The organism is Candidatus Rhodoblastus alkanivorans, from assembly GCF_022760755.1.
GTDB lineage: Bacteria > Pseudomonadota > Alphaproteobacteria > Rhizobiales > Beijerinckiaceae > Rhodoblastus > Rhodoblastus alkanivorans.
Genome location: NZ_JAIVFP010000001.1, coordinates 2,961,143 through 2,973,773, shown reverse-complemented (window position 1 = coordinate 2,973,773; position 12,631 = coordinate 2,961,143). Strand labels below are relative to the sequence as shown.

The 12,631-nt window shown below is 61.2% G+C and carries 11 protein-coding genes; 6 read left to right on the top strand and 5 right to left on the bottom strand.

Features of this window, described 5'->3' with window-relative positions:
- Positions 1-9: 9 nt before the first annotated feature.
- Positions 10-801: an NAD kinase gene (locus K2U94_RS13690; protein ID WP_243067739.1), complete on the bottom strand. Its 792-nt coding sequence runs from the start codon at positions 799-801 to the stop codon at positions 10-12.
- Positions 802-1,058: 257 nt separating this feature from the next.
- On the opposite strand from K2U94_RS13690, the gene K2U94_RS13685 reads away from it, so the two are divergent.
- From K2U94_RS13685 to K2U94_RS13675, 3 genes are read left to right on the top strand one after another with little or no spacing between them, the layout of a single operon-like run.
- Positions 1,059-1,841: a Crp/Fnr family transcriptional regulator gene (locus K2U94_RS13685; RefSeq protein WP_243067738.1), complete on the top strand. Its 783-nt coding sequence runs from the start codon at positions 1,059-1,061 to the stop codon at positions 1,839-1,841.
- A gap of 11 nt (positions 1,842-1,852) precedes the next feature.
- Positions 1,853-2,563 (top strand): AzlC family ABC transporter permease, encoded by a 711-nt coding sequence (locus tag K2U94_RS13680; RefSeq protein WP_243068877.1) that lies wholly within the window; start codon positions 1,853-1,855, stop codon positions 2,561-2,563.
- Positions 2,560-2,913: an AzlD domain-containing protein gene (locus tag K2U94_RS13675; RefSeq protein WP_243067737.1), complete on the top strand. Its 354-nt coding sequence runs from the start codon at positions 2,560-2,562 to the stop codon at positions 2,911-2,913. Before K2U94_RS13680 ends, K2U94_RS13675 begins: the two co-directional genes overlap by 4 nt.
- 3 nt (positions 2,914-2,916) lie before the next feature.
- Here K2U94_RS13675 and K2U94_RS13670 read toward each other — a convergent pair whose 3' ends face one another.
- Complete coding sequence (locus K2U94_RS13670; RefSeq protein ID WP_243067736.1) at positions 2,917-3,351, bottom strand: HIT family protein; 435 nt, start codon at positions 3,349-3,351, stop codon at positions 2,917-2,919.
- A gap of 68 nt (positions 3,352-3,419) precedes the next feature.
- Positions 3,420-4,598 (bottom strand): GNAT family N-acetyltransferase, encoded by a 1,179-nt coding sequence (locus K2U94_RS13665; protein WP_243067735.1) that lies wholly within the window; start codon positions 4,596-4,598, stop codon positions 3,420-3,422.
- 876 nt (positions 4,599-5,474) lie between these two features.
- Here K2U94_RS13665 and K2U94_RS13660 point away from each other — a divergent pair.
- From K2U94_RS13660 to K2U94_RS13650, 3 genes are read left to right on the top strand one after another with little or no spacing between them, the layout of a single operon-like run.
- The gene (locus K2U94_RS13660) at positions 5,475-8,051 is read left to right on the top strand and encodes a glycosyltransferase (protein ID WP_243067734.1); all 2,577 of its coding nucleotides are present in this window, start codon (positions 5,475-5,477) and stop codon (positions 8,049-8,051) included.
- Between the two features lie 9 nt (positions 8,052-8,060).
- Positions 8,061-8,846, top strand: a complete 786-nt coding sequence (locus K2U94_RS13655) for a glycosyltransferase family A protein (protein ID WP_243067733.1) — start codon at positions 8,061-8,063, stop codon at positions 8,844-8,846.
- An 18-nt stretch (positions 8,847-8,864) separates the two neighbouring features.
- Complete coding sequence (locus K2U94_RS13650) at positions 8,865-9,203, top strand: LysR substrate-binding domain-containing protein (RefSeq protein WP_272884864.1); 339 nt, start codon at positions 8,865-8,867, stop codon at positions 9,201-9,203.
- Positions 9,204-9,271: 68 nt separating this feature from the next.
- Here K2U94_RS13650 and K2U94_RS13645 read toward each other — a convergent pair whose 3' ends face one another.
- Positions 9,272-10,900 (bottom strand): NAD-dependent malic enzyme, encoded by a 1,629-nt coding sequence (locus tag K2U94_RS13645; protein WP_243067732.1) that lies wholly within the window; start codon positions 10,898-10,900, stop codon positions 9,272-9,274.
- 50 nt (positions 10,901-10,950) lie between these two features.
- Entirely contained in the window at positions 10,951-12,354 is a 1,404-nt protein-coding gene (gene fumC / locus K2U94_RS13640) for a class II fumarate hydratase (RefSeq protein ID WP_243067731.1), read from the bottom strand.
- Positions 12,355-12,631: the final 277 nt, after the last annotated feature.

Genomic DNA, 12,631 nt, shown 5'->3' with positions numbered 1-12,631 from the left:
CTCACCACTTCAGGGCCGGAACTGTTCGCGAAGGATGCGCTCTTCCATCGAATGACCGGGATCGTGCAGCAGCTCCAGCCCCACCGAATGATCAGTGGTGACCCGCACCCACACCACGTCGCGGAATTCGTAATGATCCGCCACCGCCGCGACCGGGCGTTTCGCGGCTTCCAGAACCTCGATCAGCACTTCCACCTTGTCGGAAAGCAGGGCGCCGCGCCAGCGCCTGGGCCGGAAAGCGGAAATCGGCGTCAGCGCCATCAGCGGCGCGCCGAGCGGCAGGATCGGGCCGTTGGCCGAAAGGTTGTAAGCGGTCGAGCCGGCGGGCGTCGAAACCAGCACGCCGTCCGCCACCAGCTCCTCCAGCCGCACATGGCCATCGACGAAAACCCGCAGCTTGGCCGCCTGGGCGCTCTGGCGCAGCAAAGAAACCTCATTGATGGCGTGGGCGGTCGCCTTTTTGCCGGCCTGGCTTTCCGCGACCATGATGAGGGGATGGATGATCGAGCTTTGCGCCGCGGCGAGCCTCTTGCGCAGGCCGGTCTCACGATATTCGTTCATCAAAAAGCCGACCGAGCCGCGATTCATGCCGTAGATCGGAACGTTGCGGCCCATGAAGCGGTGCAGCGTCTGAAGCATCAGGCCGTCGCCGCCGAGCGCCACGACCACGTCGGCCTCGTCGGAATGGACGTCGCCGTAGCGTCCCACGAGCCTCGCGCGTGCGTGCGCGGCCTCCGGCGTGTCCGCCGCGAGGAAATTGATCCGCTCGAAACGGCGCCCGTGCATTGAGGATTCGCTCATCTTCCGTTCTAACATTCGGCTATCTGAGACCGGGATTCGCGGGCGGGGTGGCGGCAAGCCAAGCAATAGGCGATGCGGCGGGCGAGGGCAAGGCGCGCCGGCGGCGCCCGGACTTTGGCGTGAAACCTCTGCGAAGCAACGCATTTTCGCTTGTCCTTGATGAAGATCAAAGCCTTTGTCCTGCCCGGCGGGCGTGCTATGTTTTGCGCCGGAGTGCGGGGTGAATTGCGTCAGTCCGGGCCGAAAGGGAGTTGATTTTGGAAACCTTGGCCGAAAAGGTTCTTTTCGATACGGTCTTCGGGCGCGCGGAAACCAGTCCCAGAAATTTCGCATGTGCGCCGAAGGCGGCGCCGGGTTTTGGCCTCGAATGTTCCGATTGTGAGATCAAGGGCCTGAGCGTCTGCGAGTCGCTTGAGCCGGACGAATTCGAGCTGCTGGAGCGCATCGGCCGCACACTGTCCTTTCCGGCGAAGGCGACCTTGTTCGAACAGGGCCGCGAGGCGCCCTTCGTCTCCAACATCACCTCGGGCGCGCTGCGCCTGTCGAAACTTTTGCCCGACGGCCGCCGGCAAGTCGTCGGATTCGCTCTGCCCGGCGATTTTCTCGGCCTGGCCATGCAGCCGACCCAATTATTCACCGCCGACGCGCTGACGCCGGTCAAGATCTGCCAGTTTTCACGGGTGGGTTTTTCCGACCTGCTCGACGAGAAGCCGCGTCTGACGCGCGCCATGATGAACATGGCGGCGCATGAGCTGACTTTGGCGCAGGACCAGATGGTCGTGCTCGGACGCCGCACGGCCGAAGAGAAGATCGCCTCCTTCCTGATCGGGATGCGCAATCGCTATGCGCGCATCCATGGCGCCTCGGTCCATGTGCCGCTGCCGATGACCCGTCTCGACATCGGCGATTATCTCGGCCTGACGGTCGAGACGGTCAGCCGCATGATCACCCGCATGGCGCGGGAGAAGTTGATCGTTATCGTGCCCGACGGCGTCCGTCTGCTCGACGTGCCGCGTCTGGAGCAAATGGCGGAAATGTGAGCTTGTCCGGAATGCCCGCCGCGCGCGGCGCCTTTTTCGCGGGCGTACGTCTGGCGCTGAGCGGTCCCGCCTTTTATGTCGCGCTCTCGCTGATGGGCGTCGGCTCGCTGGCGCGGGCGGCGGGCTTTCCCGTCGGCGCGGCGGCGCTCTCCACAATTCTGCTCTGGGCTGGGCCGGCGCAACTGCTCTTTTTCGGCGCGGCCGCCGCCAAGACCGCGCCGCCGGCGATCGCTCTCGCCGTGAGCCTTTCTTCCGTGCGCCTGCTGCCGATGTGCCTTTCCGTCCTGCCGATGCTGCGGGAAAAGAAGACGCGGCTGCCGACCATGTTCGCCGCCGCCCATTTCGTTGCGGTCACGGTCTGGGCGGAGTCCTTGCGCCGGCTGCCCGATATGGAGCGCCCGGCGCGCAAGCCGTTTTTCTTCGGACTGGCGCTGACCTGCATGGGGCTGACGGCGTTTTCGACGGCGCTGGGCTTCTGGCTGATGGGCTCGCTGCCGAAGCCCCTGGGGGCAGGGCTGATGATGCTGTCGCCGATCTATTTTCTGGCGACCACGGCGCGCGCGGCGCGTTCCGGCGCCGACTGGCTCGCCATTCTGTTCGGCGCGCTTCTCGCGCCCCTCACCATGGCCTATGTCGGCGGCGGCTTCGACCTTCTGGTTCTGGCGCTGGTCGGCGGAGGCGCGGCCTGGTTCGCGGGCTTCAAGGCGCGGCGGGCGGCATGACCCTATTTTCCGGCGAGCCCGCTTCGGCGCCTTATCTGGCGCTGGTGGTGATCGGATTCCTGCCGAGCGAAATCTGGCGGGCGCTGGCGGTCTTGATCGCGCGGCGGATCGACGAGGAATCCGAAGTCTTTCTGTTCGTGCGCAGCGTGGCGACGGCGCTGCTGGTCGGCGTGGTGGCCAAGATCGTCTTTGCGCCGAATCCGGAGCTGTCGGTCGCGCCCGCTTGGGTCCGCCTCGGCGCCATCGGGGCCGGGGCGGCCGCCTTTTTCGCCGCGCGCCGCTCGGTCTTCGCAATGATCGTCGCCGGCGAGGCGACGCTCATCCTCGCCGTGTGGCTGTTGGGAAAGTGAAAATCAGGAATCGGCGGCAAGCGCGGCGCGGATCTTGTCGGCATGGGCCTTGAGAAGAGCGGGATCGGCCATTCCGCCGCCGGCGTGCGGGCGCAGGCCGATGCCTTCCCAGCGCGGAATCACATGGAAATGGATGTGAAAGACGCTTTGACCGCTGGCCGACTCGTTGAACTGCGTCACGGTGACTCCGTCGGCGCCCATGCCGTCCTTGGCGGCGCGGGCGAGTTTCTGGACCCGGAGAATGAGGGTGGAGAGAACCTCGGGCGGAACGTCGAGAATATTGCGGGCGCCGAGCTTGGGGATCACCAGGACATGGCCGGCGGATTGCGGCATGACATCCATGAAGGCGAGAGTGTCCTCGTCCTCATAGACATTTTCGCAGGGAATTTCGCCGCGCAGGATTTTCGCGAAAATATTGTTGGGGTCATAGGCGGTCATGAGCGGCTCCTGCGGGAGTTGTTCCCGCCGGAAACTGCCCAAGCGCGGGCTTGGGGTCAAGCGCCGCGTCATTCCTTTTTGAATGGCCCGTTCTCGCCATATTCGGCGATCAGGGCGTCCACGGCGCGGGCCTCGCGGGCGAAATAATCTTGCGCCGCGGCGGCGAGGCGGGGATCGGCGAATTCGTGGGCGGAAAAAGTCGGAATCGCCTCATAGCCGCGCGCGAATTTATGCTCGCCCTGCGCCCCGGCTTCCACCCGCTTCAATCCGCGCTCTATGGCGAATTCGATCGCCTGATAATAGCACAGCTCGAAATGCAGGCAGGGGTGATGCTCGATCGCGCCCCAGTTGCGGCCGTAAAGCGCGTCGTCGCCGATGAGATTGAGCGCGCCGGCGATCAGCCGGCCTTCGCGCCGGGCGATCACGAGCAGGATGCGGTCGGCGAGCGCCGCGCTGATTTTCGAGAAGAAGGCGCGAGTGAGATAGGGGCGGCCCCATTTGCGCGCGCTGGTGTCGGTGTAGAAGTCGAAAAAAGCGTCCCAATGCGCCTCGGTCAGGTCTTTTCCCGTGACCTTTTCGATTTCGACGCCGTGAGCGATCGCCTCGGCGCGCTCCTTGCGGATCGCCTTGCGTTTGCGCGACGACAAAGCGGCGAGAAAATCGTCGAAATTCTGGTAGCCGCGATTGAAGAAATGAAACTGCTGACCCTTGCGCTGGATCATCCCCGCTTCGGCGAAAAAAGCCTGGTCGGCGGCGTCGGGGAAAGTGACATGCAGCGAGGAGACGCCCGCCGCTTCGGGCAGGGCGCGCAGGCCGGTGAGCAAAGCCTCGCGCGCGCCGGGCGGGGCGTCGGCGGCGACCAGCAGCCGACGCCCCTGCACCGGCGTGAAGGGCGTCGCGACCTGCGCCTTGGGATAATAGCTCCCGCCGGCGCGCTGGTAGGCGTCGGCGAGGCCCTGGTCGAAGACATATTCGCCGAGCGAATGGGTCTTGAAATAGACAGGCGCGCAGGCGGCGATTTTTCCGTCCGGCGCTTCGGCCATGATATGGGCGGGATACCAGCCCGTGCCTTTTCCCACGCAGCCGGTCTCTTCCAGCGCGGCGAGAAAGGCGTGGGCTAGAAAGGGATTGAAGCGCTCGCCGGCGCCCTCGCCGGGCTCGGCCGGATTGGCGCAGGCGTCCCAGGCCGAGGCCGGAATGGCGTCGATGCCCTCGACCTGCCGGATGCGATACGGAATGGATTTCATTGCGCCGCATCATGACGCGGAAATGCGGCCCAATCCAGCCCGGATGTGTAGGGCGGAACCGGAAAACCCGGAATGAGACGCGAAAAATTGTCGGACCCGGCCCTGCCGGCGGCGCCGCAAGGGATAAGGTTGCGACGAACATAACCCGCGAACGTCCCGCTGGCGCTGGACCGAGCCAAACATATCGAGCGGATTAAGCATGGATTCAGCGCGTTGGTTCTCGCAATCACGGCTGAATTCGGAATTTGTTGCCTGAGTCGGGGCGTACGGAACGCTCGTCGCTGCGAATTTCGTTTTGGACCGGGTTTGGAAGGGAACTGGACAGTTTAATAATGAATGCAATATTGAACGTGGTGGCGAGAGGGAAGGTTCAATATCGACAGGCGTTTGATGAAAAAATTCCGTTTCGTGTTTTCTGCCCGGAGACTCATTCTCAAATCCGGGCTATTCGACCGGGACTGGTATTTGCAAAAGTATCCCGACGCGGTCGGGGGCGGGCTCGATCCGCTCAGCCATTTTCTTCGGAAAGGGGCGTCGCTGTTGCGCGATCCGTCCCCTTATTTTTGCGCCGGCTGCTACGCCAAAAAACATGCCGGCGACTCCGACGCCGCTGCAAATCCCCTGTTTCATTACATCAAGAACGGCGGATCGCGCGACGCTCGCCTCCGGGAAATTCGAGACATGATCGCGCAGTCGCAGCTTTTCGATCCCGTCTGGTATCTCGAAAGGTATCCCGATGTCGCCGAAGGGCCGCTGGAGCCGCTGGAGCATTTCGTTCTTTATGGCGCGAAGGATTTTCGCGATCCTTCGCCCTTCTTCCATGCCAGGGACTATGCCGCGAAACATGCCGGGGAGCCGGGCGCCGCTGCAAGTCCTTTGCTGCATTACATCGAAAACGGCGGGTCGCGCGACGCCCGCCTTCGGGAAATCCGAGATACGATCGAAAATTCGAGGCTTTTCGATCCCGCCTGGTATCTTGAAAGATATCCCGATGTCGCCGAAGGGCCGCTGGAGCCGCTGGAGCATTTCGTTCTTCATGGCGCGAAGGATTTTCGCGATCCTTCGCCGTTGTTCCATTCCCGATGCTATGCCGCGAAACATGCCGGAGACGCGGACGCAGCCGCAAATCCTTTGCTGCATTACATCGAAAACGGCGGGTCGCGCGACGCCCGCCTTCGGGAAATTCGAGATACGATCGAAAAGTCGAGGCTTTTCGATCCCGCCTGGTATCTTGAAAGATATCCCGATGTCGCCGAAGGGCCGCTGGAGCCGCTGGAGCATTTTGTTCTTCATGGCGCGAAGGATTTTCGCGATCCTTCGCCGTTGTTCCATTCCCGATGCTATGCCGCGAAACATGCCGGAGACGCGGACGCAGCCGCAAATCCTTTGCTGCATTACATCGAAGGCGGCGGGTCGCGTGACGCCTGTCTCCAGGAAATTCGAGCCACGATCGAAAAGTCGGAGCTTTTCGATCCCATCTGGTATCTGGAAAGATATCCCGACGTCGCCGGCGGGCGTATGGATCCGCTGGAGCATTTCGTTCTTCATGGCGGGAAGGGATTGCGCGATCCATCCCTCTTGTTCCATGCCCGCGACTATGCCGCGAAACATGCCGGGGAGCCGGAGGCCGTTGCAAATCCCCTGTTGCATTACATCGAAAACGGCGGATCCCGTAACGCCCGTCTTCGGGAAATTCGGGATACGATCGAAAAGTCGGAGCTTTTCGATCCCAACTGGTACCTGGAAAGATATCCCGACGTCGCCGGCGGGCATATGGATCCGCTGGAACATTTCGTTCTTCATGGCGGGAAGGAACTGCGCGATCCGTCCCTCTGGTTCCATGCCCGCGACTACGCCGCGAAACATGCGGGGGAGCCGGAGGCCGCTGCAAATCCCTTGTTGCATTACATCGAAAACGGTGGATCGCGCGACGCCCGTCTTCGGGAAATTCGAAACACGATCGAACAGTCGCAGCTTTTCGATCCCGTCTGGTATCTTGAAAACTATCCGGATGCGGCTTCAGAGGATCTCGATCCGCTTGGGCATTACATTCGGGTTGGCGCAGGGGAATTACGTGATCCTAACCGTCGATTCAGCGCAAGGCGATATGCCGCGAGCAACGTCGCCGACCCGTACGCGCGCGCCAATCCGCTCCTGCATTTCATCGAAAGAGGCGGGCCATCGCCGAATAACGCGGTTGCGATCAAATTTTTGTCGGGCGTCGCTCACCTCGACCCTGACCTTGCCAACCTTGAGCGTTCCGTTCTGACATTGCCCTTCAGCAATCGTTTGCCGCGCAATGACAGTGTATCGGAAGCCTGGAAACGCCTCTTTGCGACGCTCGATCGCCCCTTTGATCGAATCATTTTCGTTCCGTCGCCGCGACTTGGCGAGGCCGATCGCGCCGCGGCGCATGCCGCCAACGCGCTGGTCGCGTTGTACGGAGCGGATTCATTTCTTGTCGTCGTGACGGACGGTTCAGGGGCAGGCGCCGCTGACGGGTTTGTGGACGGGAGCCAGATAAGGGACCTTTCCGAATGCGATCGGAATTTGAGCTTGAGTGATCGTGTCGAACTCATTTCCTGGCTTATACGCGCTCTCAAGCCGAAGAGCGTGCTGAACGTCAATTCGGAAGCGTGTTGGGAGCTGTTTAAGTATAAGGGGGCAGCGATTTCGACTTTTTGTGAGCTTTACGCGGCTGTTTCCTTCGGTGATTGTGACAAGGGCTATGGAGGAATCGGTTTCGTAAACGGTTATCTTCGCAATGCGTTGAGGCACTTAAAACAAGTGTATGCAGACAATGAGCATATTGTCGGAGAGTTGCGTTCAAAATTTGCAATACCGCCAACGCTCCTCGATCGTTTCAAAGTCATAAATCCAACCTGTCCTGAAACAACAGCATTGGCCTATGAGGAGCCTCCCGTAGGGCGGCGCTTTCCGGTTCTGACCGTCGGGCGACTTTGTGAGCGGGCCAATGTCGAATTTCTCGTTGAACTGGCAAAGCTCGATCAAAATTTGTATTATGAATTTTATGGTTTAGGTAAGCCTGCATATCTGAAAACGCTGACGGAAGCAGCTTGCTCGAACGAAAATTTCGCTGTGAAGGGAAGTTGCGCAAACAATAACGATCTCCCGGCAGGAAAGTTCGGGGCATTCCTGTATGTGGCGTCCTGCTGCGGATCGCCGGATGCGCTCTTCGCCGCGGCGAAGGCGGGGCTTCCCATCATCGCCTCGGATGTTGGTGGGATCGGAGAACTCGTCGACGAGGACACGGGCTGGCTCATCGAGGACGCCCGCAACCCGGCCGCCTATCTTGAGGCGCTCAGAGAAATCAGAAACAATCCCGAAAAGGTGAGAAAGCGTTTGCTGAAAATGCGCGAGCGCCTCGACCTGCGCCATACATGGACATTCTATCTCAATGAATGTTCAGTCAAACCGTCATTTTTGAGCTGACGGCGCGCCATGGATATTTCCGTGATATTGAACGCTCACCATGAAGGATTGTTGGCCAATCCTTCCTGCGGCAGCTTGGAACTCGCAAAAGCCGCTGCCGAGAAGGAGGGAATTTCCGTCGAAGTCCTGGTCGTTCTCGACCGCGCCAATGCGGAGACGGTCGAGTTCTTCCAAAATCGTGTTCCCAGCGATTGGGCTTTGATTCCTGTCGGTTATGGCGACCTCGGCCATTCCAGGAACGAAGGCGTTCGTCGCGCCCGTGGACGATGGATCTCTTTTCTCGACGCGGATGATTTGTTTTCAAACAATTGGCTCGCGGCGGCTTTCGTCGCTGCAGAGAATGATAAAAGGTCGATCGCGTGGCATCCCGAATATGACGTGTTGTTCGGTCGGGAGGAGCATTTAATAAAAAACATGGATATGGACAAGGATCATCTTAACTTAGAGTTGCTTCTTGAGAGAAACTTATGGTCGGCGTTATGTTTTGCGCGGCGGGAATTTCTTTTGGCGTGTCCTTACGCCGAAACGCAACATGTGCAACAAATTGGCTATGAAGACTGGAGCTGGAACATGGCCGCTCTTGGCATGGGCGCCATTCACAAGACCGTTCCCGACGCATGCCATTTCATCAGGCTCAAGGAATTCGGATCGTTGAACCTTGTAACGGATGCGGCAAATTGCATTCCTTGGCCCTCCGACTATCTGAAAAAGATACTTGTCGAACGGCAGAAAGCTGTCGCCGCCGCTGGTGAAGAAAGCGCCTTGACGCCAGGCCTCATTGATCAACACCGATAAGCCCAATCGCGGTAGCCGATGGACGTGATCGGCAAGGGGCGCTGGCGGCTGGAGGAATGGCTCGTCGGCGCAGCGATCGCGCCGGAGCGCATTCTCGAATTCGGCTCCTATCACGCCATCGCGGCTTGCGTCGCCGCCGGCGCCGGCGTCGCGATGATGCCGCTTTCGGTGCTGGAAAGCCTGGCGGCGAAGGATCAGGTCACGCGCCACATCCTTCCGCGGGACGTGGCGCGCAGCCGAACGCATCTGGTCTGGCGCGCGCCCGCCTCGCCGGCGCTCGACGCTCTCTTGGCCATCGTCGGCGCGGACAGCGATCGCGAGGCGGACGGACGAGGAACGCGCCCGCCGCCGCCGTGAGCCTGTCGCGGTCGCCGCATTCGACGCCCGCGAGAACCAGGTTTCGCGCTTGGCGGCTCTGCACCCCCTCAAGCCAGGTTTTTATATTCCGGCTTGTAGACATGGGAGCGGATGAACGCCTCCATGTCGGCGGGGCGGTCGACCCGGGCGAGGCCGCTGTCGAACACCAGCTTGGCGACGCGCGCGGCGGTCTTGATCTCGGTTTCGAGAATGTTCGACTGCAGCGGGTAGAGAAGTCCCTGTTTCAGCAGATCGCCCGGCACCTGATCCGCGACCGCCGCCGCCGCCTCGATGAACATTTCGTCGGTGACGCGTTTGGCCTCTGTGGCGTAGATCGCCATGCCGACCGCCGGGAAGATGTAGAAATTGTTCGCCTGGCCGGGCAGGAGCGTCTGGCCGTTCGAATGGACCGGCATGAACTGGACGCCGGCGGCGTAGATTGCCTTGCCCTTGGACCATGTGTAGGCCTGCTCGGCGGTGCATTCGGCATGCTCGGTCGGGTTCGACAACGCGAGGATCACCGGGCGCTCGTTGACCGAACTGACCGCCTCGACGACAGCCTGATTGAACGCGCCGCCGATCGTGCTCACGCCGATGATCGTCGTCGGCTTCAAGTCCTTGATGCAGGAGACGAAATTCTTGTCCGGCGCATGGGGATGCGCATAGGGCTTCTGGAAATCGTAGAGGTCCGTGCGGCTCGACTCGAGCAGGCCGTTGACGTCGAACATATGCACGCGGGCCTGCGCGTCCTTGAGGCTCATGCCCTGCTGGACGAGCGCCGAACAGAGGAGATTGGCAAGGCCGATTCCGGCCGATCCCGCGCCGAGGAAAAGGTAGGTCTCGTCCTTGAGTTGCGTCCCCTTGAGGCGCGCGGCGTTGATCATGCCGGCGAGCACAATGCCGGCCGTGCCCTGCACGTCGTCGTTATAGACGCAATATTTGTCCCGATAGCGTTCGAGCAGATGCACGGCGTCGCGGCCGGTCCAGTCCTCGAAATGGATGCAGCATTTGGGAAAGACTTCTTGAACCGCCTCGACGAATTCATCGACGAAGGAAAAGAGCTCCTCCGTCGACGGCCGCGGCCGGCGCAGGCCGAGGTAGAGCGGGTCTTGCAGATATTGCTCGTTATTGGTTCCCGCATCGAGATACATCGGCAGCAGCCCCTGAGGCGGGACGCCGGCGCAAGCGGTATAGAGCTGGAGCTTGCCGATCGGAATGCCCATGCCGTTGGCGCCGAGGTCGCCGAGGCCCAGGATGCGCCCGCCATCGGTGACGCAGATGAAGCGCACGTCCTTGACCGGCCAGTTGCGCAGCACCTCTTTGACATGGCCGCGCCGCGTGATCGACAGATACATGCCGCGCGGGCCGCGGAAGATGTGGCCGAACTTGAGGCAGGCTTCGCCGATCGTGGGGTCATAGACGATCGGCAGGAAACGCGCCGGATCGGACATGACCGTGCGGTAGAAAAGGGTCTCGTCGTGGTCGAGGAGATTGGTCAGATAGATATAGCGATCGAGATCGGTCGTCTTGTGCCCGAGGTGCTGCATGACCCGCTGGAGCTGGAGGTCTTCCGATTCCGTGACGTCCGGGACGAGTCCGACGAGTCCGAGCGCCTGCCGCTCGGCTTCCGTATAGGCCGTGGTTTTGTTGAGCGTTGGATCGTGGAGCAACTCGACGCCCCGTTTGTTCATGCTCATGACGCTATCCTTCCCCTATCGGAACCGCTTCGACAAAGAGGCCCTTCTGGTCATTCGGTCGCCACATAGGGCGTGATCATTTTCGCGGGATCGACGACGCGGTCGAACTCGGCCTCGCTCACATAGCCGAGTTGCAGGGCCGCGGCCTTCAGCGTGAGATCATGGTCCAGCGCGAAGTGCGCGATTTTGGAGGCCTTGTCGTAGCCGACGACCGGCGACAAAGCGGTGACCAGCATCAGCGAGCGCTCGACATATTCCTCGATTTTCTTGAGATTGGGCTGGGCGCCTTCGACCAGATATTTCCCGAAATTGACGCAGCCGTCGGTCATGATTGCGATGGAATGCATGACGTTGAAAATCATCAACGGCTTGTACACATTCATTTCGAGATAGCCGCTGGCGCCGCCGAAGCCGACCGCGACGTCGTTCGCCATCACCTGGACGGCGATCATGGCCAAGGCCTCGCATTGCGTCGGATTGACCTTGCCCGGCATGATCGACGAGCCGGGTTCGTTGGCGGGGATTTCGAGTTCGGCGAAACCGGCGCGCGGCCCGCAGGACATCAGACGAATGTCGTTGGCGATCTTGTAGAGCGACACGGCAAGCGTGCGCATTGCGCCGGAGAGTTGCACCAGCGCGTCATGCGCGCCCTGCACGGTGAATTTGTTCGGCGCCGTGACGAAAGGCAGTCCCGTGAGCGCGGCGATTTCGGCCGCGGACGCTTCGGCGAAGCCGGGGAACGAATTGAGGCCGGTGCCGACCGCCGTGCCGCCGAGCGCCAGGCGATAGACGCCGGGAAGAGCCGCGTCGATGCGCTCGATGTCGTCGGCCAGCATGCCCACATAGCCCGACCATTCCTGGCCAAGGGTGAGGGGCGTCGCGTCCTGCATATGGGTGCGGCCGATCTTGACGATATCCTTCCACGCCTCCGCCTTGGCCGCGATGGCGTCGTGCAGCGTCTGAACGGCGGGGAGAAGGCGCTGCTTCACCCCGATCGCCGCCGCGATATACATTGCCGAAGGGAAGGAATCGTTGGACGATTGCGCCATATTGACGTGATCGTTCGGGTGGACCGGCGTCTTGCCCCCCAGAGGCAAGCCGGCGAGCTGGCAGCACCGGTTGGAGATCACCTCGTTGACGTTCATGTTGAACTGGGTGCCGCTGCCCGTCATCCAGACATGCAGCGGGAACATATCGTGGTGCTGTCCGGCGAGGATTTCGTCGCAGGTCTGGACGATGAGCTTGTGCTGGACGTCGCCGAGCCGCTTCTCGTTGTGATTCACGATCGCGACGGCTTTTTTCAGGATAGCGTAAGAGGCGATCATCTCCCGCGGGATCAGATCCTGGCCGATGCTGAAATGTTCAAGAGAACGCTGGGTTTGCGCGCCCCAGAGCTTGTCCGCCGGAACGCGGACCTCGCCCAGACTGTCGCTTTCGGTTCGGAACTCCGCCATCGCCGCCTCGTCCAATTGATGAATGATTTCAGTTTTCCACGACAATGAGCCGCGAGGCCTGTCTCGCCCGTTTTGCGAGTGTTTTCCTTGCGATGAACGATGACCCGTTCTCCGTGGAAATTCGTTCCATGGCCGGTTGCATTCAATGTTCCTTGTGCAGGGAAGCGCGAGCGACCCATAGAGAATGGCCGGCGCATTCATGGCTGGTGGCGGAGATCCGTCAAAAGCCAGGCATGACGTAGATAGCGACCAGGCTGGCTGCGCGCCGGGCTCCGGC

What these genes read in the sequence shown, in the direction of transcription:
- K2U94_RS13690 (WP_243067739.1), bottom strand. Translation starts at nt 801, where the DNA reads ATGAGCGAATCCTCAATGCACGGGCGCCGTTTCGAGCGGATCAATTTC.
- K2U94_RS13645 (WP_243067732.1), bottom strand. Translation starts at nt 10,900, where the DNA reads ATGAGCATGAACAAACGGGGCGTCGAGTTGCTCCACGATCCAACGCTC.
- K2U94_RS13680 (WP_243068877.1), top strand. Translation starts at nt 1,853, where the DNA reads ATGCCCGCCGCGCGCGGCGCCTTTTTCGCGGGCGTACGTCTGGCGCTG.
- K2U94_RS13675 (WP_243067737.1), top strand. Translation starts at nt 2,560, where the DNA reads ATGACCCTATTTTCCGGCGAGCCCGCTTCGGCGCCTTATCTGGCGCTG.
- K2U94_RS13665 (WP_243067735.1), bottom strand. Translation starts at nt 4,598, where the DNA reads ATGAAATCCATTCCGTATCGCATCCGGCAGGTCGAGGGCATCGACGCC.
- fumC (WP_243067731.1), bottom strand. Translation starts at nt 12,354, where the DNA reads ATGGCGGAGTTCCGAACCGAAAGCGACAGTCTGGGCGAGGTCCGCGTT.
- K2U94_RS13670 (WP_243067736.1), bottom strand. Translation starts at nt 3,351, where the DNA reads ATGACCGCCTATGACCCCAACAATATTTTCGCGAAAATCCTGCGCGGC.
- K2U94_RS13655 (WP_243067733.1), top strand. Translation starts at nt 8,061, where the DNA reads ATGGATATTTCCGTGATATTGAACGCTCACCATGAAGGATTGTTGGCC.
- K2U94_RS13650 (WP_272884864.1), top strand. Translation starts at nt 8,865, where the DNA reads ATGGACGTGATCGGCAAGGGGCGCTGGCGGCTGGAGGAATGGCTCGTC.